Source organism: Streptosporangium longisporum (genome assembly GCF_039534895.1).
GTDB classification, from domain to species: domain Bacteria; phylum Actinomycetota; class Actinomycetes; order Streptosporangiales; family Streptosporangiaceae; genus Streptosporangium; species Streptosporangium longisporum.
In genome coordinates, this window is record NZ_BAAAWD010000014.1 from 19,577 (window position 1) to 40,697 (window position 21,121).

The 21,121-nt window shown below is 72.3% G+C and carries 20 protein-coding genes, 1 tRNA gene and 1 pseudogene; 11 read left to right on the forward strand and 11 right to left on the reverse strand.

Annotation, left to right across the window (positions count from 1 at the left end; all coding sequences use genetic code 11):
- The first annotated feature begins 99 nt into the window (after positions 1-99).
- Together ABD832_RS23490 and ABD832_RS23495 are read left to right on the forward strand one after the other, a co-directional pair.
- On the forward strand, positions 100-1,281 hold the full coding sequence (locus ABD832_RS23490) for a sensor histidine kinase (protein WP_344898972.1): 1,182 nt from the start codon (positions 100-102) through the stop codon (positions 1,279-1,281).
- Positions 1,269-1,928 (forward strand): response regulator transcription factor, encoded by a 660-nt coding sequence (locus tag ABD832_RS23495; protein ID WP_344898974.1) that lies wholly within the window; start codon positions 1,269-1,271, stop codon positions 1,926-1,928. Before ABD832_RS23490 ends, ABD832_RS23495 begins: the two co-directional genes overlap by 13 nt.
- 31 nt (positions 1,929-1,959) lie before the next feature.
- Here ABD832_RS23495 and ABD832_RS23500 read toward each other — a convergent pair whose 3' ends face one another.
- Together ABD832_RS23500 and ABD832_RS23505 are read right to left on the reverse strand one after the other, a co-directional pair.
- Positions 1,960-2,838: a pyridoxal-phosphate dependent enzyme gene (locus ABD832_RS23500; RefSeq protein WP_344898976.1), complete on the reverse strand. Its 879-nt coding sequence runs from the start codon at positions 2,836-2,838 to the stop codon at positions 1,960-1,962.
- Positions 2,839-2,911: 73 nt separating this feature from the next.
- Positions 2,912-3,208: pseudogene (locus ABD832_RS23505) on the reverse strand (pyridoxal-phosphate dependent enzyme); the annotation flags it as partial.
- Between the two features lie 173 nt (positions 3,209-3,381).
- On the opposite strand from ABD832_RS23505, the gene ABD832_RS23510 reads away from it, so the two are divergent.
- Both ABD832_RS23510 and ABD832_RS23515 read left to right on the forward strand, forming a co-directional pair.
- On the forward strand, positions 3,382-3,759 hold the full coding sequence (locus ABD832_RS23510) for a type II toxin-antitoxin system RelE/ParE family toxin (RefSeq protein ID WP_344898978.1): 378 nt from the start codon (positions 3,382-3,384) through the stop codon (positions 3,757-3,759).
- Positions 3,756-4,076, forward strand: coding sequence for a helix-turn-helix domain-containing protein (locus ABD832_RS23515; protein WP_344898980.1), 321 nt, complete (start codon positions 3,756-3,758; stop codon positions 4,074-4,076). Before ABD832_RS23510 ends, ABD832_RS23515 begins: the two co-directional genes overlap by 4 nt.
- 29 nt (positions 4,077-4,105) lie before the next feature.
- On the opposite strand, the gene ABD832_RS23520 is transcribed toward ABD832_RS23515, so the two are convergent.
- Positions 4,106-5,287, reverse strand: a complete 1,182-nt coding sequence (locus tag ABD832_RS23520) for an FIST signal transduction protein (RefSeq protein ID WP_344898982.1) — start codon at positions 5,285-5,287, stop codon at positions 4,106-4,108.
- A gap of 230 nt (positions 5,288-5,517) precedes the next feature.
- On the opposite strand from ABD832_RS23520, the gene ABD832_RS23525 reads away from it, so the two are divergent.
- A complete protein-coding gene (locus tag ABD832_RS23525) occupies positions 5,518-6,945 on the forward strand; it encodes a sigma 54-interacting transcriptional regulator (RefSeq protein ID WP_344898984.1) in 1,428 nt (475 codons plus the stop codon).
- A gap of 9 nt (positions 6,946-6,954) precedes the next feature.
- Positions 6,955-8,901 (forward strand): vWA domain-containing protein, encoded by a 1,947-nt coding sequence (locus ABD832_RS23530; RefSeq protein ID WP_344898986.1) that lies wholly within the window; start codon positions 6,955-6,957, stop codon positions 8,899-8,901.
- Between the two features lie 132 nt (positions 8,902-9,033).
- Here the strand turns inward: ABD832_RS23530 and ABD832_RS23535 are convergent, their stop codons facing one another.
- The gene (locus ABD832_RS23535; RefSeq protein ID WP_344898988.1) at positions 9,034-9,456 is read right to left on the reverse strand and encodes a DUF6292 family protein; all 423 of its coding nucleotides are present in this window, start codon (positions 9,454-9,456) and stop codon (positions 9,034-9,036) included.
- A gap of 278 nt (positions 9,457-9,734) precedes the next feature.
- Between ABD832_RS23535 and ABD832_RS23540 the strand changes: the two genes are divergently transcribed.
- Positions 9,735-10,160 carry a hypothetical protein gene (locus tag ABD832_RS23540; protein ID WP_344898990.1) on the forward strand — a complete coding sequence of 142 codons (426 nt, stop codon included), beginning with the start codon at positions 9,735-9,737 and terminating at the stop codon, positions 10,158-10,160.
- 220 nt (positions 10,161-10,380) lie between these two features.
- Here ABD832_RS23540 and ABD832_RS23545 read toward each other — a convergent pair whose 3' ends face one another.
- A complete protein-coding gene (locus ABD832_RS23545; protein ID WP_344898992.1) occupies positions 10,381-11,520 on the reverse strand; it encodes a cystathionine gamma-synthase in 1,140 nt (379 codons plus the stop codon).
- Between the two features lie 31 nt (positions 11,521-11,551).
- A complete protein-coding gene (locus ABD832_RS23550) occupies positions 11,552-11,722 on the reverse strand; it encodes a hypothetical protein (RefSeq protein ID WP_344898994.1) in 171 nt (56 codons plus the stop codon).
- A 150-nt stretch (positions 11,723-11,872) separates the two neighbouring features.
- Between ABD832_RS23550 and ABD832_RS23555 the strand changes: the two genes are divergently transcribed.
- Entirely contained in the window at positions 11,873-13,060 is a 1,188-nt protein-coding gene (locus tag ABD832_RS23555) for a sensor histidine kinase (protein ID WP_344898996.1), read from the forward strand.
- An 81-nt stretch (positions 13,061-13,141) separates the two neighbouring features.
- Here ABD832_RS23555 and ABD832_RS23560 read toward each other — a convergent pair whose 3' ends face one another.
- Positions 13,142-14,512 carry a cystathionine beta-synthase gene (locus ABD832_RS23560; RefSeq protein WP_344898998.1) on the reverse strand — a complete coding sequence of 457 codons (1,371 nt, stop codon included), beginning with the start codon at positions 14,510-14,512 and terminating at the stop codon, positions 13,142-13,144.
- Between the two features lie 131 nt (positions 14,513-14,643).
- Here ABD832_RS23560 and ABD832_RS23565 point away from each other — a divergent pair, with 131 nt between their 5' ends.
- The 3 genes from ABD832_RS23565 to ABD832_RS23575 all read left to right on the forward strand — a co-directional run bounded on the left by ABD832_RS23565 (position 14,644) and on the right by ABD832_RS23575 (position 18,481).
- Positions 14,644-15,618, forward strand: a complete 975-nt coding sequence (locus ABD832_RS23565; RefSeq protein ID WP_344899000.1) for an SGNH/GDSL hydrolase family protein — start codon at positions 14,644-14,646, stop codon at positions 15,616-15,618.
- Positions 15,619-15,677: 59 nt separating this feature from the next.
- Positions 15,678-17,021, forward strand: a complete 1,344-nt coding sequence (locus ABD832_RS23570) for an outer membrane protein assembly factor BamB family protein (RefSeq protein ID WP_344899002.1) — start codon at positions 15,678-15,680, stop codon at positions 17,019-17,021.
- A 239-nt stretch (positions 17,022-17,260) separates the two neighbouring features.
- The gene (locus ABD832_RS23575) at positions 17,261-18,481 is read left to right on the forward strand and encodes an acetyl-CoA C-acetyltransferase (protein WP_344899004.1); all 1,221 of its coding nucleotides are present in this window, start codon (positions 17,261-17,263) and stop codon (positions 18,479-18,481) included.
- 254 nt (positions 18,482-18,735) lie between these two features.
- Here ABD832_RS23575 and ABD832_RS23580 read toward each other — a convergent pair whose 3' ends face one another.
- From ABD832_RS23580 to ABD832_RS23595, 4 genes are all read right to left on the reverse strand, one after another.
- Positions 18,736-19,146: a PPOX class F420-dependent oxidoreductase gene (locus ABD832_RS23580; RefSeq protein ID WP_344899006.1), complete on the reverse strand. Its 411-nt coding sequence runs from the start codon at positions 19,144-19,146 to the stop codon at positions 18,736-18,738.
- Between the two features lie 72 nt (positions 19,147-19,218).
- Positions 19,219-19,446 carry a DUF4287 domain-containing protein gene (locus ABD832_RS23585; RefSeq protein WP_344900051.1) on the reverse strand — a complete coding sequence of 76 codons (228 nt, stop codon included), beginning with the start codon at positions 19,444-19,446 and terminating at the stop codon, positions 19,219-19,221.
- A gap of 184 nt (positions 19,447-19,630) precedes the next feature.
- Positions 19,631-20,416 (reverse strand): Bax inhibitor-1/YccA family protein, encoded by a 786-nt coding sequence (locus tag ABD832_RS23590; RefSeq protein ID WP_344899008.1) that lies wholly within the window; start codon positions 20,414-20,416, stop codon positions 19,631-19,633.
- Between the two features lie 489 nt (positions 20,417-20,905).
- Positions 20,906-20,978: transfer RNA gene (locus ABD832_RS23595), tRNA-Leu, on the reverse strand.
- Positions 20,979-21,121 lie beyond the last annotated feature (143 nt).

A 21,121-nucleotide genomic window follows, 5' to 3' on the forward strand; every position in this document is an offset into this window, starting at 1 on the left:
GGTCGCGGCGGGCGGCCCCCGGGGGAATCCTGCTGGGTGCGGGTCACGGGTATAGCCAGCCATATGGGCACGCGCCGCCCACGGCCGTACCCTGCCAGGATGTCCACCCCGTGGGAAGCGATGACGGCCGGCCCGCAGCGCTTCCTGTTCTCCCTCTGGCCGCTGCGCTGCCTGGCCTATCTGGCGTCGGGAGCGGTGACGGGCGCGCTCGCGATGGTGGTCGTCGTGGTGCTCGGCACGTCCGGGGTGCTGCTCAGCGTCCTGGTCGTGGGGGTGGTGATCCTGTCCGCGCTGCTCCGGCTGACCGGGCCGTACGCCGCCCTGGAGAGGGCACGGCTGAGGCTGGTGGACGCGCGGCGGGCACCGCCGCCGGACCGGTGGCGGGTGCTGGGGTACGGCCTGCTCGCCGCGACCGTGCTGTGGCCCGTCGAGCTGGGCGTGTCCGTCGCGACGGTGCTGCTGACGTCGTCCATGCTGTTCGGCCCGGTCGTCGTCTCGGTCCTGCCGCCCGCCGCCGTGCCCGCCGGGCTGCGGCTCGGCGACTGGATCTGGCTCACGCCGCCGATCGGCGTGGTGGTGATGATCGGATCGGCGTACGTGCTGGCCGCGGTGGCCGGGGCGCGTGCCGTGATCGCCCGCCGGTTCCTCACGACCGGAGGCGCCGGCCGGCTCGTCGAGGTCCAGCGGTCGCGCAGCAGGCTCGTCGAGGGGTTCGAGACCGAACGCCGCAGGATCGAGCGCGACCTGCACGACGGTGTGCAGCAGAGCCTGCTCGCCCTGTCGATGCGGCTGGGCCTGCTGCGGCTGCGGCTGGGCGACGACGCGGAGGTGAGCGCGCTGCACGAGGAGTCCCGGCGGGCGCTGCGGCAGCTTCGCGAGGTGGTGCAGGGCATCCACCCGCACGTGCTGACCGACCGCGGCATCGGCGCGGCCGTCGACGAGCTGGCCGCGCAGTCGGTGCTCCCGCTGCGCGTGGAGGTACTGCTGCCCGGCCGCCTGCCGGCCGCCGTGGAGGGGGCCGTGTACTTCACCGTGAGCGAGGCCCTGGCGAACGCCGCCAAGCACAGTGGCGCACGCGAGGTGGAGGTGACGGTCCGGCTCGTCAGGGAACTGCTGGAGGTGACGATCACCGACGACGGCGGGGGCGGGGCCGGCACCGGACGCGGAACCGGGTTGCAGGGGCTGGCCGACCGGGCCGACGCCCTGGGCGGGCGGCTGCTCATCGCCAGCCCCGTCGGCGGGCCCACCACACTGCGTCTGGAGATCCCGTGCGGATCGTGATCGCCGAGGACTCCGTGCTGCTGCGCGACGGGCTCGCGCGGCTTCTGTCCATGTCGGGCCACACCGTGGTCGCCCAGGTCGGCGAGGTGCCCTCCCTGCTGGAGGCGGTGGCGGCCCACGAGCCCGACCTGGTCGTCACCGACGTGCGCATGCCGCCCGACCAGCGTGACGAGGGGCTGCTCGCGGCGATCCGCCTGCGGCGGGAGCGGCCGGGCCTGCCGATCCTCGTCCTCAGCCAGTACGTGGCCCAGGAGTACGCGGCCGAGCTGCTCCGTTCGCACGCCGCGGCGATCGGCTACCTGCTGAAGGAGCGGGTGACCGACACCGCCGACTTCCTCGCGGCGGTCGAGCAGGTCGCCTGCGGGGGCGTCGTCGTCGATCACGAGGTGGTGCGCCGCCTGCTCAGCCGGAACCGCTCGCCGCTGGCCGGGCTCACCCCGCGCGAGCTCGACGTGCTCCAGCACATGGCGCAGGGCAGCTCCAACGCGGCCGTCGCCCGGGCGCTGGGCGTCACCGAGGTGGCGGTCTCCAAGCACATCGGGAGCCTGTTCGGCAAGCTCGGCCTGCAACCCGCCGCCGACGACAACCGCCGCGTCCTGGCCGTGCTCGCCTACCTGCGGGCCAGCCCGGGGGCGGACCCACGATGATCACGGCCGGGACGGTGCCCGCCGGGCCGCCTCAGGTGCAGGCGATCTTGTATCCGTCCACCCGCAGGGAGTCCAGCACCTCCTCGGAGTGCACCGGCCCCTTGGTCTCCAGCTGGAGCTGGACGTCGACCTCGCCCGGGTGCATGCCCAGCCGCTGGTGCACGATGTCGAGCACGTTCGTGCCCAGGTCGGCCAGCCGGGTCAGCAGCGTCGCCAGGGCGCCCGGCCGGTCGGCCAGCGGCACCCTCACCGTGAGGTAGCGCCCGGCCGCGGCCAGGCCGTGCCGCAGGACCTTGGCCAGCAGCAGCGGGTCGATGTTGCCCCCCGACAGCACCGCCACCACCGGTGGCTCGAAGATCTCCGGGTGGGCCAGGATCGCGGCCACCCCGGCCACGCCCGCCGGTTCGACGACCTGCTTGGCGCGCTCCAGGCAGAGCACCAGGGCACGGGAGATTTCGCTCTCGGTGACGGTCACGACGCTGTCCACCAGGTAGTGGATCAGCTCGAAGGGCAGCTCCCCCGGCCGGCCCACCGCGATGCCGTCGGCCATCGTCAGGGCGGGCCTGACGTCGACCGGGTGTCCCGCGGCCAGCGACGCCGGGTAGGCGGCGGCCAGCTCGGCCTGCACGCCGACGATCCGCACCCCCGGCCGCAGCGACTTGACCGCGAGCGCCACCCCGGCCGCCAGCCCGCCACCGCCGAGCGACATCACGATCGTGCCGACCTCGGGGAGCTGCTCGACGATCTCCAGCCCGATCGTGCCCTGCCCGGCGATGACGTCCGGGTGGTCGAAGGGGTGGATGAAGATCGCCCCGGTCCGCCCGGCGTGCTCGCGGGCCCGCTCCAGCGCCACGTCCACGGTGTCCCCCGCGAAGATCACCTCCGCGCCGTACGAGCGGGTCGCGGCCACCTTGGGCAGCGGCGCCCCCCCGCGGCATGTAGACGGTCGCGCCGGTCCCGACCAGCCCGGAGGCCAGCGCCACGCCCTGGGCGTGGTTGCCCGCGCTCGCGGCCACCACCCCCCGCGACCGCTCCTGCCCGGTCAGCCCGGCGATCCTGACGTACGCTCCCCGGATCTTGAACGAGCCGGAGCGCTGCAGGTTCTCGCACTTGAGGTGGACGGGACCGCCCACCACACCGGAGAGCACGTGCGAGTGGAGCAGCGGGGTGCGCAGCGCGACGTCGGCCAGCAGCCCGCGCGCGGCGACCACGTCGTCATAGGTCACCTGAGGGTCCTGCATGCGGCTCATCGTACGACCGGCGCCGCCCCGCCCCCGCATCCGAGCCCCGGCGCCCTCGGACGGGGCGGCCGGCACTCTCGCCCCCGTCGCGATGGCCCTGTCGTCGCCTCCCCGCGCGCACCACTGATCAGCAGCGGGATCGTCCGTTTCCCGACTCGATCATCGTGTCGATCTTTAGAATATTCTAAAGTTTAAGTAGAGTTGGGGGCACAGTGGGCGAATGGGAGATCTTCCTCACCGAAGAGGTGGGGGAGTTTCTCGACATGCTTCATGACACAGATAGGAAGTCACACAAACTGGTCAACCAGGCGATCCTGATGCTGGAGCGCGGCGGACCCGCGGAGGGGCGGCCGCTGGTGGACACCGTCGCCGGGTCCACCCTCTCCAACATGAAGGAACTCCGGCCCGGGTCCGTGGGCCGAAGCGAGATCCGGATTCTGTTCGTCTTCGACCCGTGGCGAGCGGCGATCCTGCTGACCGCGGGGGACAAGGCCGGAAACTGGGAACGCTGGTACCGGGAGGCGATCCCGAGAGCCGAGCGTTCGTACGAGGTCTACCTGGCGGACCGGCGGAAGGAGATGACGCGGTGAGCAGCCATCGCAGGTGGCGTGAGAGCGGCCATCTGGAGCGGGCGATCGAGACGGCGGGCGGGCCGGAGCGGTTCGAGGCGGAGGTCGGGCACCTGCAGGACGAGAACCGGGCGTGGCGTCTCGCCGAGATGCGCAAACGGCGCGGGCTCAGCCAGAACCAGGTCGCGCAGAGCATGGGGGTCTCGGTCGGCCGGGTGTCGCAGATCGAGAAGGGCGACGTGTCGACGCGTGAGGTCCTGGACCGGTACGTGGCCGCGCTCGGGGGCACCCTCATGCTCGTCGCCGACTTCGGTGACGAACAGCTCAAGGTCGGTTGATCCCCCGGCCGCCGGGCCGCCGAGGGGCGTCACGAACGGTCGGCGGGAGGGCGGGCGGAGAAGACCAGGACCGAGGCGGTGAAGGCGTGGACGTGGTTGTGGCCGCCCACCGGGCCCACCTCGCCGGCGGCGAAGAACCCGGCCACCCCGCCCGGGCCCAGCGTGTCGTGGACGGCGACGGCGTCGTGGTCGGCGCTGCCGAACATGGCCGAGCCCCGGCCGTTGCAGGAGAACAGCAGGGCGCCGTCCACCCGGCCGAACTCCTCGCGGTGGGCGTCCAGCAGCTCGTACAGGTCCTCGTCGGCGGTGGCGGCGTCACGGACCTGGAAGCGGACGGTACGGCCGATCTCGACGACGTCCCCGATGGCCACGGCCTCCCGCTCGGGGTCGATGCCGAGCACGCCCCGGATCAGGAAGTCGCCGCGCTCGTGCCGCTCGGCGTACTCGTCCATGGCGACGCCGATCTGCAGCCCGGAGGCGACCAGGTCGCGGTCGTCCTCGTCCAGGGCGCTGACGATCTCCTCCAGCCGGGCCAGGGCGGGCTGTCCGGCGAGCTCCAGCAGCAGGTTGTCCTCGGCGGAGGTGACGGCCATGGTCGGGCCGATCGGGCGGCAGCCCTGGCTGACCACGGTGGCCACGTTGACGTCGCCGCTGAGCAGCACCCCCACCGCGCCCTCGGTGTGCACCTGGCCGTCGGCGAAGAGCCGCACCGCGCCGCGGCCCTGGACGGCGTTGGCCAGGCCGCCGATCAGCGGGAGATCTCCCATGACCTCGGCGGAGCGCTCGACGAAGCCGTCGGTGGGGAAGCTGTAGGGGTCGGCGAGCAGGACGGCCGCCCGGTCGTCGGGGGCCCGGTCGGGCAGGCCGACCACCACGAAGCGGTCCTCGGTCTTGAGCGTGTCGAGGGCGAAGGTGGTGAGCCTCGCCCCCTCCAGGGTGGCGGCCCAGGCGCTGACCGCGGGGGTCACCTCGATCCCCTGGCCGTCCCCGATGACCCCGGTGGCGCTGCATCCCAGCACGGCCGCGCCGGGCGCCATGCCCATCGCGCGCAGCCCGGCCCGGGAGACCTCGTCGGGGTCGTCCCCGCAGATGAAGAAGCAGAGCAGGTCCGCCGGCCCGGACAGGCCGGACAGGGCCCGGCGCACCGCGGTCTCGGCCGCGGCGACCAGGTCGGTCCCCACCGCGAGGCCGTCGGCGAAACGACTCGTCATCAGCGCCACTCGTCCGCACCCCCTGTCCGTCGTGATTCCCGTCGCAAGCGCCGGCCGCCCCGTGCCGGAGCCGTCCGGTGCCTGTTCCTGGAGCGATTGTCCCCACTGCCGGGACAAGCACTCGCCCCGGCCGCCACGCAATATCGGCGGCCCGTCCCACGGGGCTCCGCGGGGCTACGCGGGGCTCCGGCGGAAGGGATCAAGATCCGGAAGAGGGAGGAGAGTGCCGGATGGTGCGTTGTGGACGTAGGCTCGATCCCGTGCCTCATATCCCAGAGCCACGTACTCTGCGCGAGCTGCGCGCGAGCGGCCATATTCACCGTACGGTAAAGGCCGAGATCCGCGAGAACCTCCTGGCCCGCCTGCGGGCCGGGGAGCCGCGGTTCCCGGGCATCGTGGGTTTCGACGACACCGTCCTGCCCTACCTGGAGCGAGCGCTGCTCGCCGGGCACGACCTGGTCCTGCTCGGTGAGCGCGGCCAGGGCAAGACCCGGCTGATCCGCACCGTGACCGGGCTCCTGGACGAGTGGACCCCCGTCGTCGAGGGCTGCGAGATCAACGACCACCCCTACGAGCCCTCCTGCGCCCGCTGCCGCCGCCTGGCGGCCGAGTCGGGCGAGGAGTTGCCGATCTCCTGGAAGCACCGGGACGACCGGTACGGCGAGAAGCTCGCCACCCCCGACACCTCCGTCGGCGACCTGATCGGCGACATCGACCCCATCAAGATCGCCGAGGGGCGGACGCTCGGCGATCCGGAGACCGTCCACTACGGCCTGGTCCCCCGGAGCAACCGGGGCGTGTTCTCCGTCAACGAGCTGCCCGACCTGGCCGAGCGGATCCAGGTCTCGCTGCTCAACGTGCTGGAGGAGCGCGACATCCAGGTCAGGGGCTACAACCTGCGCCTGCCGCTGGACATCCTGCTGATCGCCAGCGCCAACCCCGAGGACTACACCAACCGGGGCCGGATCATCACCCCGCTGAAGGACCGCTTCGGCGCCGAGATCCGTACCCACTACCCGCTGTCGGTCGAGACCGAGCTCGTCCTGATCCGCCAGGAGGCCGCGCTCGCCGAGGTGGGCGCCGACCTGCCCGACCACCTGATCGAGGTGATCGCCCGTTTCACCCGGCTGGTCCGGGAGTCCACCGCGGTGGACTCGCGCTCGGGGGTCTCGGCCCGCTTCTCCATCGCCGCGGCCGAGACCGCGGCCGCCTCCGCCGTACGGCGTGCCGCGCTGACCGGCGAGGACCACGCGGTGGCCCGGGTGGCCGACCTGCCGGGGATCGTGCACACGTTGCGCGGCAAGGTGGAGTTCGAGGTCAGCGAGGAGGGCCGGGAGACCGAGGTGCTCTCGCACCTGCTCCGCAGGGCGGTGGCCGAGACCTTCCGCGGCACGCTCGGCGGCACGGACCTGAACCCGCTGCTGGAGAGGTTCTCCGAGGGGGCCCAGGTCGAGTCGGGCGTGACGGTCCCGGCCTCGGAACTGCTGCGCAGGGTCGGGCCCGTGCCCGGCCTGGCAAGGATCATGTCCCAGCTCGGCATCGGCGACGAGTCCCCCGGGCACGCCGCCGCCGCGCTGGAGTTCGCCATGGAGGGTCTCTACCTTCTGCGCCGTTTGTCCAAGGACGAGGTGGACGGTACGACGGTCTACCGCACCTGAGGGGTCCGCATGAGCTATCGCTACGGCGAATACCGGGACGGGCCCGACCCGCTCGCCCCGCCCTACGACGTCCGTTCGGCGCTGGACCGGATGGGCGACGCGGTCCTGTCCGGTTCCAACCCCGCCCACGCCCTGCGCGACCTGCTCAGGGAGGGGCTGCCCGGGGCGGAGAACCGGCGGGGCCTGGAGGACCTGCTCCGCGAGGTACGGCGGCGCAGGCGCGAGCTGCGCGAGCGCGGCCGCCTGGACGGCACCCTGGAGCGGGCCAGGACTCTGCTGGACAAGGCGATCGGCCAGGAGCGGGCCGAGCTGTTCCCCGACCCCTCCGACGACGCCCGGCTGCGCGAGGCCGAGCTGGCCGCGCTCCCGGACGACACCGCGAGCGCCATCCGGGAGCTGGGCGAGTACCGCTGGCGCTCGGCCGCGGCGCAGCGGACCTTCGAGGAGCTGCGCGACCTGCTGCGCAGGGAGGTGCTCGACAGCCAGTTCCGCGGCATGCGCCAGGCGCTGGAGAATCCCGACCCGGCCGCCATGGAGCGGGTCCGGGAGATGATGACCGACCTGAACGACATGCTCGACCGGGACGCCCGGGGTGAGCACACCCAGGCCGACTTCGAGCGGTTCATGGAGAAGTACGGGGACATGTTCCCGGAGGCGCCGCGGAACCTGGAGGAGCTGGTCGACACCCTGGCCCGCCGGGCCGCGGCCACCCAGCGTCTGCTGGCCTCGCTGACCCCGGCCCAGCGGGAGGAGCTCGACGCCCTGATCGGGCAGACCCTCCAGCAGGCCGGGCTGGACGAGCAGATGCGCCGCCTGGGCGAGTCCCTCTACGCCCGTCGTCCCGACCTGTCCTGGAACACCCCGGAGCGGTTCGGCGGCGAGGAGCCGATGGGCATGTCCGACGCGGTGGGCGCGCTGGACGAGCTCGCCGACCTGACGCAGCTGGAGTCCGCGCTGCGCCAGGACTACCCCGGCGCCCGGATGGACGACATCGACGAGGACGCGATCCGCCGTGCCCTGGGCCGTTCCGCCGTGGACGACCTGGAGGCGCTCAAGCGGGTCGAGCGCGAGCTGGAGGCCCAGGGGTACCTGCGCCGCCAGCGCGGCAAGGTGGAGCTCACCCCCAAGGCCGTCCGGCGGCTGGGCGAGACCGCGCTGCGCCGCGTCTTCACCTCCCTGGAGGGGGGCCGGCGCGGTGACCACGACCAGGTGGACGCGGGCTCGGCCGGGGAGCTCACCGGCTCCTCACGGCCGTGGAGGTTCGGCGACGAGCAGCCGATCGACGTGGTCCGCACCGTGGTCAACGGCGTCCGGCGCGGCGGGGGCACCGGCTCGGTGACCCTGACGGTGGACGACTTCGAGGTGGCCGAGACCGAGCGGCGCACGGCCGCGGCGGTCTGCCTGCTGGTGGACCTGTCGTACTCGATGGCCCTGCGCGGCACCTGGGCCGCCGCCAAGCAGACCGCGATGGCCCTGCAGGCCCTGGTGGCCTCGAAGTTCCCCCAGGACTCGGTGCAGATCATCGGCTTCTCCAACTACGCCCGGGTGCTGCAGCCCGACGAGCTGGCGGGCCTGGAGTGGGACATGGTCCAGGGCACGAACCTGCACCACGCCCTGCTGATCGCCGGGCGCCACCTGGACCGTCACCCCGACTTCGAGCCGGTCGTGCTCGTGGTCACCGACGGTGAGCCCACCGCCCACCTGCGGCGCGACGGGTCGGCGGCCTTCGAGTGGCCGCCCACCTCCGAGACGCTGGAGCTGACCCTGGCCGAGGTCGACAAGATGACCCGGCGCAGGGCCACGCTCAACGTCTTCATGCTGGCCGACGACGAGCGCCTGCGCGACTTCGTCGACGAGGTGGGACGCCGCAACGGCGGCCGGGTCTTCTCCACCGGCGCCGACCACCTGGGGGAGTACGTGGTCAGCGACTTCCTGCGGACGCGTCGCAGCCGCTGACCCGCCGGACCCGGGCCGGACCCTTCACCGGGGCCCGGTTCCCGGGCTCCGGCGGGCGGGCGGTCAGGCGTCCGGGCCGGTCAGACGTCCGGAACCGGCCGAACGTCCGCGCGGGTCGGGCGTCCGAGCCGGTCAGACGTCCGCGTAGACGGCGTAGGCGCCGAGCGCCAGGTCGAAGCCGTCGCGGTGGTGGCGGTGGGAGCGGTAGCAGGGCCTCCAGGCCGTGCAGTTCCCGACGCCCGCGCGGGCGTCGGCGACGGCCGGGCCGATCCGCTCCGGAGCGGGCAGCAGGCCGCCGCCCAGATAGCGGGGGTCGGCGAGGACGGTGGGGTTCTCCCGGTCACCGCTCGCGTAGCGGCCGTGACGCCAGCCGCTCTCCTCGTCCCAGACCAGCGCGTCGCCCCCGGCCAGCCGGATGGTGACGGTACGCGGGTCGCAGGGTCCCTGCCACCAGCCCTCCACCTGATCGCCCAGCGCCCTGACGACGAGGGCCGCGTAACCGGCCGGGCGCTCGCGCCACTCCTCGCCGTACGGCTCGACATGTCTGATGCTCACGGGGCACTCCCTTGTGCCGTCCTGCCCGATGGAACGCCCGCCCGGCACGACCGCGACCTCACCGTCGCAGGTCTCCTCACACGGGAACGAGCTCGCCAGTGATCCTACTGACCCTCGGGGGGTGCTCAGAGCAAGAATGCGAAGATCGAGCACTTTGCGTTACCTGTACGGATCCTTGCCCGGCCCTTGCCGCGCCGGGACGTGACGAGGCGCGATGAGACGTACAGGACGTACGGGGGCGTACCACGAGGACACCGGTGGAGACTAATGTCTGGCCCATGACAGACCTGCTGCTCTGGCTGCACATCGGTTTCGCGATCTTCGCCCTGGGGCCGATCACCGCCGCCACGATGTCCACCCCCAGATTCATCCGCGCCAAGGACGTCGGCGTCCTGCGCTACCTGCACAAGACCACCCGCGTCTACGGCGTCGCCTCGGTGGGGGTCTTCCTGTTCGGGGTGCTGCTGGGCCGCGAGTTCCTGAGCAGGCCGTACCTGTCGGTGTCCATGACGCTGTTCATCGTCGCCGCGGTGCTGCTGGTCATGGTGGACCGCGACCAGGGCACCGCCATCCGGGTCCTGACCAGCGACAGCCCCGACGACGACGCCAAGGTGCAGACCGGCCGGATCGCCGCGCTGTCCGGGGTGATCGTGCTGATCTGGATCGTCATCCTGGTGCTGATGGTCTGGGGGGATCCGGTCTGAGCCGGGGTCACGCCCCCGCGGGCGTCCGAGGACATCGGGTCCGAACCCGGGTCGCGGCCCCGCGACCCGGGCGATCCAAGCGACCCGGGCGATCCAGTAGACCCGGGCGATCCGGGAGACCCGGGCGATCCGGGAGACCCGGGCGATCCGGGAGACCCGGGCGGCCCAGGAGACCCCGGACGTCCCGGGCGCCCGCGGAGAGGCCCGCGGGACGGTACGGCTAGCCCAGGGCCTGGGTCAGGTCGGCGAGCAGGTCGTCGATCGACTCGATGCCCACGGACAGGCGGACCAGGTCGCCGGGGACCTCCAGCGGCGAGCCCGCCACGGAGGCGTGCGTCATCCGGCCGGGGTGCTCGATCAGCGACTCCACCCCGCCGAGCGACTCGCCCAGGATGAACAGCTTGGTGCGGTCGCACACCTCGACCGCCTCGGCCTCGCCCCCGGCGACCCGGAAGGAGACCATGCCGCCGAAGCGCTTCATCTGCTTGGCCGCCACCTCGTGGCCGGGGTGGTCGGACAGGCCCGGGTAGAGCACCGAGGTCACCCGCGGATGGGCGAGCAGCAGGTCCACCACCCGCTCGGCGTTCTCGCAGTGGCGGTCCATCCGCACCCCGAGCGTCTTGAGGCCGCGCAGCGTCAGCCACGCGTCGAACGGGCCGGGCACCGAGCCCATCGCGTTCTGGTGGTAGGCGAGCTCCTCGCCCACCGAGGCGTCGCGCGCGACGAGCGCGCCGCCGATCACGTCGGAGTGGCCCCCCACGTACTTGGTGGTGGAGTGCACGACGACGTCCGCGCCGAGCGCGAGCGGCTGCTGCAGGTAGGGCGAGGCGAAGGTGTTGTCCACCACCAGGAGCGCCCCGTTCTCGCGGGCGAGCTGGGCCAGGGCCGCGATGTCGGCGACGCCGAGCAGCGGGTTGGTGGGGGTCTCCACCCAGATGATCCTGGTCTTCTGGGTCATCGCCGCCGCGACCGCCCTCAGGTCGCCCAGCGGGACCGGGTCGTAGTGCAGGCCCCAGCGCTCGTGGACCCTCGCGAACAGGCGGTAGGTGCCCCCGTAGGCGTCGTTCGGGATGACCACGTGGTCGCCGGGCCTGCACAGGGCGCGCAGCACCGTGTCCTCGGCCGCCAGGCCGGACGCGAAGGCCAGCCCCCGGGCGCCGCCCTCGACCGCCGCCATGGCCTCCTCCAGGGCGGTCCTGGTGGGGTTGGCCGACCGGCTGTACTCGTATCCGGCGCGCAGCCCTCCCACGCCGTCCTGCTTGTAGGTGGACACCGCGTAGATCGGCGGTACCACGGCCCCGGTGTGGGGGTCGGGGTCCTGACCCGCGTGGATGGCCAGCGTCTCGAATCCATGGTTCATGGGCCCAACGCTACTCGCTACGGCAACCCGTTCACCGCCAGGAAAGACGCTCCCCACCTGCCCCGGTGGCCCTTGTCGGCACCGCCCCGGTCCCGTCGTCGCGCTCGCCGCCGACCCGCGAGAGCAGCAGCGGGTCGGCCAGCATCAGGACCACACCGACCACCAGGCCCGCGATCGGCAGCAGGATCCCCAGGATGTCCATCTCTTCTCCCCGTTCGTTCTCCGTCGTGACGTCTCCAGCATGCGTGGCCGGGGCCCCGCGCCGCCTCCGCTGAAGGTTCCGTCCGGGCCGGTGGCGCTCGGCCGAACGGCCGATACGACATGTCGGCCATGAGGCCTAGGCTCGGTGACCGTGGGAGAGAACAGCCGGCTCGTCTACTGGGTCAAGAGGCTCAGCGAGATCGCGTTGATCGGCTGGCTCGTGCTGCTGCTCCTGGTGGACGTGCTGCTGGCGGCGTCCTCGGGCGACGTGGTGGGGTGGCTGAGCCCCGTGTGCGGGGTGGTCGGCATCGTGGCGGTGCTGCGACGGCGCCGCCACCGGGTGGGCGACCTGCGCGTCCTGCTGGCGGTGTCGGTCCTGTCCACGCTGGTCATCGGGGCCACCGGCGCGGACGGCAGACCGGGGACGGCCGAGATCGGCGCGCTGCTGATCCTCACGGTCGGCGGGCTGCGCGCCATCGAGCCGGTCCGGCGGGCCGCGCTGTCCTCGCTGGCCGTGATGATCGTGCTGGAGGTCTCGTGCGCGCGCATCAACGAGGCGAACGCGGCGGTGGCCTCGGGGTTCCTGCTCTTCGTCGGCTGGTCCTTCGCCGCCGGGACCGGTGCCTACCTGCGCTTCCAGCTGGAGCGCCGCCGGGAGGCCGTCGACTCGGTACGGCGGGCCGAGCGCCTGGAGCTCGCCAGGGAACTGCACGACCTGGTGGCCCACCACATCACCGGGATCGTGGTGCAGGCCCAGGCGGCCAAGGTCGTCGCCGAGCAGAAGCCCGAGGCCGTGGTCCCCTCGCTGGAGGCCATCGCAGGCGCCGGCGCCGACGCGCTGACCTCGATGCGGAGGCTGGTCAGCGTGCTGCGCGCCCAGGACGAGGCCGCCCGCTCACCGGGCAGCACGCTCATGGACATGCGCACGATGGTGGAGCGCTTCTCCACGGCCGGCCCCCAGGTGGCCTTCGACATCGGCCAGGGCATCACCGACGAGACCGTGCCCCCGGAGGTGATGACCACCCTTCACCGGGTCCTGCAGGAGTCGCTGACCAACGTCCGGCGGCACGCCCCGGGCACCGACTGGATCGAGGCCGACCTGAAGCTGGTCGACGGCGCCGGCCTGGATCCCTGGAGCGGGACCGTCCCCTGGAGCGGGATCACCGTGCGGCTGCGGGTGCGCAACTACGGCTCGGTGACCGACACGCGGATCAGCCGCCTGGGCGGCGGCTTCGGCCTGGTGGGCATGGCCGAGCGCGTCGAGGCGCTCGGCGGGCGGCTGCTGGCCGGTCCCACCCCCTCCGGGGCGTGGGAGGTGCTGGTGGAGTTCCCGCTCTGACCGTGGACGGCGCGGGGCCGGAGGGGGATCCCCCCGGCCCCGTGCCGTCCGGCGATCCGGCCGGGCCGGCGACCGGTGGGATCAGTGGTTGGCCAGGAAGGCCAGCAGGTCCTGGCGGGTCAGCAGGCCGACCGGCTTGCCGTCGTCCAGGACGACCGCGGCGTCGGCCTTCTCCAGCGCCTCGACGGCGATGGAGACCGGCTCGCCCGCGCCGATCGTCGGCAGCGGCTGCGACATGTGCGCGGCGATCGGGTCGGTCGGCCGCACCCGGCCCCGGTAGAGGGCGTCCAGCAGGTCGCGCTCCAGGATCGAGCCGACCACCTCGGCGGCCATGACCGGCGGCTCCTCCTTCATCACCGGGAGCTGGGACACGCCGTACTCGCGCATGATCGAGATGGCCGTGTCGACCGACTCGTGCGGGTGGGTGTGCACGAACTCCGGCATGCCGGGGCCCTTGCGGACCAGCACGTCCTTGACCAGGCCCTCCTCGCTGGGGGTGGTCAGGAAGCCGTAGTCGGCCATCCACTCGTCGTTGAAGATCTTCGACAGGTAGCCGCGGCCGCCGTCGGGCAGCAGCACGACGACCACGTCGTCCGGTCCGGCCCGCTCGGCCACCCGCAGCGCGGCGGCCGTCGCCATGCCGCACGAGCCGCCCACCAGCAGCGCCTCCTCGCGGGCCAGGCGCCGGGTCATGCCGAAGGAGTCCCGGTCGGAGACCGCGATGATCTCGTCGCAGATCGTGGTGTCGTAGTTGGCCGGCCAGATGTCCTCGCCGACGCCCTCCACCAGGTACGGCCGCCCGGTGCCGCCGGAGTAGACCGAGCCCTCCGGGTCGGCGCCGATGACCTTGACCCGGCCGCCGGAGACCTCCTTGAGGTAGCGGCCGGTGCCGCTGACCGTGCCGCCGGTGCCGACGCCCGCCACGAAGTGGGTGACCCGGCCCTCGGTCTGCTCCCAGATCTCCGGGCCGGTGGAGTGGTAGTGGCTCTCGGTGTTGTGCGGGTTGGAGTACTGGTCGGGCTTCCAGGCGTTCGGCGTCTCCCTGGCCAGCCGGTCGGAGACCGAGTAGTAGGAGTCGGGGTGGTCGGGCGCGACCGCGGTCGGGCAGACCACGACCTCGGCGCCGTACGCGCGCAGGACGGAGATCTTGTCCTGGGCCACCTTGTCCGGCACCACGAACAGGCAGCGGTACCCGCGCTGCTGGGCCACGATGGCCAGGCCGATCCCGGTGTTGCCCGAGGTGGGCTCCACGATCGTGCCCCCCGGGCGCAGCTCGCCCGACTTCTCGGCGGCGTCGATCATCCGCACCGCGATGCGGTCCTTGACCGAGCCGCCGGGGTTGAAGTACTCCACCTTCGCCAGCACCTGGGCGGAGATCCCCTCGGTCACCTTGTGCAGCCGGACCAGGGGGGTGTTGCCCATCAGCTCGACGAGCGAATCATGTACGCGCACCGGGATAATCACCTCGAAATACCAAAGCTGGGTCAGCTTGTTTGTCGTGCGCCGTGATCCCATGGGGGTGGCGGGCCTCGGCGTGGGTTCCAAGGCAACGCTACCGCCCCGCACGGAGGGAGCAACGCCTCGTGATCCGGACGTCCGGGACGGCGCGCGCCGCCCGCCGCATCGCCGCCGCGGCCGCGGTGGGAGGAGGGGGCGTCACCGCGCTCGGCGCGGCGGCCTACGGGCTGCTGCTGGCCGAGGCGCTGGTGGCCCGCCGCGCGGTCGGACGCCCGCACGGCATGGAGGGACCGCCCTCGGACGGCGTGTACGGGCCCTTCGGCGGCGAGCCGGTCCGGCTGGTGATGCTCGGCGACTCCCTCTCGGTCGGGCTGGGCACCTCCGACCCCGCCGAGACGCCCGGCGCCCTGATCGCCAACGGTCTCGCCCTGATCGCCGAGCGGCCGGTGCGGCTGACCGTCGCCGGCAGGTCCGGGGCGACCTCGGCCGAGCTGGGCGACCAGGTGGACCGGGCGCTCAAGGCCCGCCCGGAGATCGCGGTCGTCTTCGTCGGCGCCAACGACGTCACCTCGCAGACCCTTCCCGCCCAGGCCGTACGGCACCTGCGCAAGGCCGTGCTGCGGCTGCGGGAGGCCGGCGCGGAGGTGGTCGTGGGCACCTGCCCGGACCTGGGCACGGTACGGCCGATCGCCCAGCCGCTGCGCTGGGTGACCCGTCGCTGGAGCCGCCAGCTGGCCGCCGCGCAGACCGTCGCGGTGGTCGAGGCGGGCGGGCGGACGGTGGCCTTCGCCGACCTGCTGGGACAGGAGTTCGACACGAACCCGGCGGAGATGTTCGGCCTTGATCGTTACCACCCATCTGCACAAGGTTATCTACAGATCGCTTACGCGGTGCTACCTTCTGTGTGCGGCGCGTTGGAACTGTGGCCCGAACCCCGGGCCCGGCGCGCCGAGTCGATCTACCTCGCGGCGGCCAAGGCCGCGGAGGAGCCCGGCGCCGAGGTCACCGCGACCCGTGTCGGCGGCCGGGCCACCGGACCTCACGGACGGTGGGCCACCATGCTCGGCCGCAGAACCGGAGCGCGGCCCCGCCGCGCCTGAACACGGTCACCCTCCGCGGCGAAGCCGTGACGCCTCGTCCGCATTGGAGTGGAATACCCGTGATCCGGCCCCTCGCGAAACCGGCCCTGGTGCTCGCCGGAGTTCTGACCCTGGGCGGCTGCTCCGGCAGTGAAGCGGCCACCCCGGACCATCCCACCTGGCACAACACCGAGATGAACGCGGTCAGCCGCACCACCGTCGCCGGAGGCGTGGCCGCCACGACCTCCATGAGGCCCGACGGCACCCTCGAGACGGTGGCCCTGGACCTGGTCACCGGCAGGAGGCTGTGGGCGCACCCCTCGACCATGGCGGGCCGCCTGCCCGGGATGGGGGTCTCCCCCCCGACGATCGTCGAGACCGCCTCCGGACGGACCGTCGCGGTGGCGATCGACCCGGCCAGGCGCGGCCGCTGGAAGGCCACGCTGGTCGGGCTCGACGGGCGGACCGGGGCCCGCAGGTGGAGCCGGCCGGTGCACTCCACCTTCGGCCCGCAGCGGTGCGGGGCGTACGTGTGCGTGTCCGAGAACACCGCCCTGGCCGGCGCCCGTGTCGTCGTGCTGGACCCGCTCACCGGGAAGGTCGCCTGGCGGCTGCCCGGCATCGCCGAGGCCCAGTGGTCCGACGCCTCGCGCGTGGTCTTCCTGCGCCTGGCCCGCCGCCCCGTCCTGCAGGCGCACGAGGTGGTGACCGGAAAGGTGCTGTGGCGGGTCCCGGTCGAGCAGGCCCTCGGCACCGGGATCGACCTGTCGGGCGGCTGGTCGTTCGGCGCGACCGCGAACGACCTGGTCGGGTACGTCGCCCCCTACACCAACCCCAAGACGAACAAGGCCTCGTCCTTCGGCCTGTTCTCCGTCAGGCTCTCCGACGGCAGGGTCAACTGGATGCGCCCCTCGGTGGTCCGCGTCTACCCCAGCGGCAGCCCCGGCCTGGCGCCGGTGGTCCGCCCGGTCGACCAGGAGGGCCGCTACGGCGGGTTCGCCCGGCTGGCCGCCGACGACGGCCGGGTGCTCGGGCAGATCTCCGCCGCGCAGGTCCCCGAGGCGGGCTGGTGGCTGGCGTTCCCGCCCCGCATGGAGAGGGTCGGCTTCCTGCGGCACGGCAAGCCGGGCACCGCCTTCGACCTGCCCACCGGCCGCCCCGCCGACGTCAAGGACGCGCGCGCCTGGTCCTTCTGCGTGACCGATCCCAAGCCGCTCCCGCTCAAGGGCCAGCCCGCCGGTTTCTACTCGGTGGCCTCGCTGTGCGAGTTCAGGCTCGCCGACGGCACCCGGGTCGCCGGATCGGGCGCCCCGCCCGCCTGGTTCACCGGCAGCCAGAACGGCTGGCGGATGTGGCGCGACGAGAAGGGCGGCCTGCACGGCATCAAGGACGGCGACGGCACCGCTCCCGGCATGTACGGCTGACGGGCGCCCGGCCCGCACGACGGGCCTTGTCCCCCGGTCCACCCGACCGGCTCACCCGACCGGCCCGCGCGGCACGCCGCGCGGCCGGGCCGGGCGACCCCTCACGACGGGCCCCGTCCCCGGACGGGGCCCTGTGCGTCCGGTACAACGTTCTGTTCCGACCGCCCCCGGGGCGTGGATTCCGGCATACCGCGCGGTACGCTCCGCTGCAGGAGCAGATACGAACCCAGGAGAGCCACATGCCCGAGGCAGTCATCGTCGCGACCGCGCGCTCGCCCATCGGACGCGCCTTCAAGGGGTCCCTCAAGGACATCCGCCCCGACGACCTGACCGTACAGATCATCCAGGCGGCGCTTGCCAAGGTCCCCCAGCTCGACCCGACCACGATCGACGACCTCATGCTGGGCTGCGGCCTGCCCGGCGGTGAGCAGGGCTTCAACATGGGCCGCGTGGTCGCCACCCTGCTCGGCCTGGACACCGTCCCGGGCACCACCGTGACCCGTTACTGCTCGTCCTCGCTGCAGACCACCCGGATGGCCCTGCACGCCATCAAGGCGGGCGAGGGCGACGTCTTCGTCTCCGCGGGCGTGGAGTGCGTCTCCCGCTTCGGCAAGGGCAACTCCGACTCGCTGCCCGACACCCAGAACGCGCTCTTCGAGGACGCCCGCGCCCGCTCGGCCCGGGCCGCCGAGGGCGGGGGCGACGTCTGGCACGACCCGCGCGAGGACGGCCTGCTGCCCGACATCTACGTGGCGATGGGCCAGACCGCGGAGAACCTCGCCGCGCTCAAGGGCGTCTCCCGGCAGGAGCAGGACGAGTTCGGCGTCCGGTCCCAGAACCTGGCGGAGAAGGCCATCGCCAACGGTTTCTGGGAGAAGGACATCACCCCGGTGACCCTGCCCGACGGGACCGTGGTGAGCAAGGACGACGGCCCCCGCGCCGGGACCACCTACGAGGCGGTCGCCGGGCTCAAGCCGGTCTTCCGGCCCGACGGAACGGTCACCGCGGGCAACTGCTGCGCGCTGAACGACGGCGCCGCAGCGGTGATCGTGATGAGCGACACCAAGGCCGCCGAGCTGGGCATCACCCCGCTGGCCCGGATCGTCTCCACCGGCGTGACCGGGCTGTCCCCCGAGATCATGGGTCTCGGCCCGGTCGAGGCCTCGAAGCAGGCCCTGGCGCGGGCGGGCATGTCCATCGGCGACGTGGACCTCGTCGAGATCAACGAGGCGTTCGCCGCCCAGGTCATCCCGTCCTACCGGGAGCTCGGCATCGACCTCGACCGGCTCAACGTCAACGGCGGCGCCATCGCGGTGGGGCACCCCTTCGGGATGACCGGTGCCCGCATCACCTCCACGCTGCTCAACAGCCTGGCCTTCCACGACAGGTCGATCGGCCTGGAGACCATGTGCGTCGGCGGCGGGCAGGGCATGGCGATGGTCCTGGAGCGCCTCGGCTGACCGGACGCGCCTTCGGAGCACCGGTCAAGGACACCTGCAAGGACACCCGCAAGAACACCGTGCAAGGACACCGCCCGGGGACGACGTGCCCCGGGCGGTTCCGCTGCCGGGGGTGCTCGGGGCCGGTCGGCGGCGAGCCGTCGCAGGCCCCGGCCACGGGGCCGTCGTGGCCGCTCCGGGCCGTCGGGGATCCCCCTGTCGCCCGGGCCGTGTCCCGCCGGGCCCGATCGGCGCGGACCGATCGGCGCGGGCCGTCAGCCGTGGACGTCGGGGCCCGCGCGGGTGAGCTCGATCCTCACGATCACCCGCCGGTCCCGTTCCATGGCCGCCCGGTAGTCGTCCCAGTCGGGGTGCTCGCCGGAGATGTCGCGGTAGTAGGCGACGAGGAGCTCCATCGCCTCGGGGAGCGGGACGATCTCCGCCGTGCCGTCGATCTGGATCCACTCGCCGAAGAAGGCGTCCGTCGTCACGCAGAGCGAGACCCGGGGATCCCTGCGCAGGTTGCGGACCTTGGCGGCGGTCTCCCGGGTGCTGACGACCGGGTTCCCCCGGGCGTCGATCCCCACCGTGACCGGGGAGAGCTGGGGACGGCCGTCGGCATGCGTGGTCAGCATGACCGCGCGGTGGTTGGCTCGGATGAAGGCGCGTGCCCTGTCATGATCCATGGGCCCATCATGACGGGTACGTCGAAGCCCGCACCACCGAGGTGGCACGGGCTCGGCTGAGATCGGCGGCCTCTACAGGTAACGGGTACGACGGTGCCGCTCGTGCTCGTGCACGATGGCGGCGGCGTAGCCGTGGGACAGCCCGTGCTCGTCGGCGAGCCAGGTGGCGCGCTCGTCGCAGCGGAGGAACGACGGGCCGTTGTCGATTGCTTGGAACCACTCCGGGAGTGCGCGTCCCGTGATGTCCGGAACTCTTGCGATCAGCTTGCTCTGCGTCTCCATTGAGTGGTTCAACGACATGGGCACCTCCACGGATAGGCTCCTTTGCTCGACAGTGCATCACGAAAGCCCAGTTGGCAAGCCCCGCGACGCTTCTTCCGTCGTGCCTCGTCCATCCCCCGGCCGCCACCTGTTCACTCGTCGTGGCGGGAAAAACGAAGGACCCCGCCGGAGGTGTCCCGGCGGGGCCCTTCTGGAGGATCGGTCAGTCGCTGCTGCTGAAGTAGCTCAGCAGGCGCAGGATCTCGAGGTAGATCCAGACCAGCGTGACGGTCAGGCCGAAGGCCATCAGCCACGAGTACTTCTCAGGAGCGCCGTTCCGCACCCCGCGCTCGACCTCGTCGAAGTCGAGGAGCAGGAAGAAGCAGCCGATGAGGATCGTGGCGATGCTGAACACGTACGCCAGCGGGCCACCGGCGCGGATGCCGATGCCGTCCTCGATGAAGAACCCGGCCACCAGGTTGATGAGCATGAGGCCCATCAGGCCCAGGCCCGCCGCCACGACGAACTTGGTGAACTTCGGCGTGACCCGGATGATGCGCAGCGAGTAGACCGTCAGCATCGCGCCGAAGGCCAGGGCCGTGCCCACCACCGCCTGGAAGACGATGCCACTGTAAAGATCGTTGTAGACATGGCTGATCACACCGATGGCGATACCGTAGGCCACGGAGTAGCCCAGGATCAGTACCGGGTTGGTGCTCTGCTTGAACGAGATCACCAGGGCGAGCACCAGGCCGACGAGGACGCCGGCGATCGCCGCGACCATGCCGAGGTTGAGCGCCCAGGCGGCCGCCGCCGACACGACCAGCGTGCCCAGCGTGATGAAACCGCGTACGACCACGTCGTCGATCGTCATCGTCCGCTGTGCGGGCGGTGCGTACGAGGGCGTGTCGTACATTCCCTGAAGCTGGTCAGGGGTGGGGGTCGGCATGCCCCAGCCCTGCTGATTCCCCTTAGTCTGCCGACCGAATACGGGGTTCCTGCTCTCCATCGCTGCCTCCACGCTGCAACCTACGCGATCAGCGTATTAGATCGGTTGTCACACGGCCGTATCGTGTTGATATCCATGCTGTTCGGATGGCCGCACGGCTACCGCCGACAGTGCCAACGAACGAGTGCCGCGCCCGGTTCCCGACCCCCACATTGATTTCACCGGCCACCGGCCGGAAAGGCACCGCGAGGTCTGCGAGGTCTTCGCCTCTTCCAGGGTACGGCGCCCCCGGCCGCGCATGTGGGTCACACCCGTCCCAACCCCCGTGACCCGCGTTTTATGCCTGCGACCTCCCGCCCGGTCGTGGACCCGGCCCGGGCCCGGCCGCGCTCCGCGGGGAGGACCCCAGGGGCGGCCGGCGGCCCGGTTCGGCCAAGGGTGGGGTGCCGCCCCTCGCGGGCGGACCCGGCGACCGGGGGTGGCACGCCCCACGGGCCCCGGGCATCTCGCGGGGTCCCGGGTTCCGGAGGTTCGGCAGGTCTTCACGGGTGCCCCCGGAGGGACTCGAACCCTCACTCGAACCCTTTTAAGGGGTTTGCCTCTGCCATTGGGCTACGGGGGCGCCGTAATCATACGTAACGGACCACTCATGCGTAACTGCTGAAGCCAACGCTCGCATGTTCGATGGGCGGAAATCTCCTAATCGTCCTGATAATGGGGATTCGGCGACGCAGGGGACGCCTGAAACGACGAATCCGGAGGGGG

Coding starts and splice junctions, on each gene's coding strand:
- ABD832_RS23530 (WP_344898986.1), top strand. CDS start 6,955: ATGAGCTATCGCTACGGCGAATACCGGGACGGGCCCGACCCGCTCGCC.
- ABD832_RS23545 (WP_344898992.1), bottom strand. CDS start 11,520: ATGAACCATGGATTCGAGACGCTGGCCATCCACGCGGGTCAGGACCCC.
- ABD832_RS23550 (WP_344898994.1), bottom strand. CDS start 11,722: ATGGACATCCTGGGGATCCTGCTGCCGATCGCGGGCCTGGTGGTCGGT.
- ABD832_RS23585 (WP_344900051.1), bottom strand. CDS start 19,446: ATGTCGTTGAACCACTCAATGGAGACGCAGAGCAAGCTGATCGCAAGA.
- ABD832_RS23525 (WP_344898984.1), top strand. CDS start 5,518: ATGGTGCGTTGTGGACGTAGGCTCGATCCCGTGCCTCATATCCCAGAG.
- ABD832_RS23590 (WP_344899008.1), bottom strand. CDS start 20,416: ATGGAGAGCAGGAACCCCGTATTCGGTCGGCAGACTAAGGGGAATCAG.
- ABD832_RS23520 (WP_344898982.1), bottom strand. CDS start 5,287: ATGACGAGTCGTTTCGCCGACGGCCTCGCGGTGGGGACCGACCTGGTC.
- ABD832_RS23580 (WP_344899006.1), bottom strand. CDS start 19,146: ATGGATCATGACAGGGCACGCGCCTTCATCCGAGCCAACCACCGCGCG.
- ABD832_RS23540 (WP_344898990.1), top strand. CDS start 9,735: ATGACAGACCTGCTGCTCTGGCTGCACATCGGTTTCGCGATCTTCGCC.
- ABD832_RS23575 (WP_344899004.1), top strand. CDS start 17,261: ATGCCCGAGGCAGTCATCGTCGCGACCGCGCGCTCGCCCATCGGACGC.
- ABD832_RS23490 (WP_344898972.1), top strand. CDS start 100: ATGTCCACCCCGTGGGAAGCGATGACGGCCGGCCCGCAGCGCTTCCTG.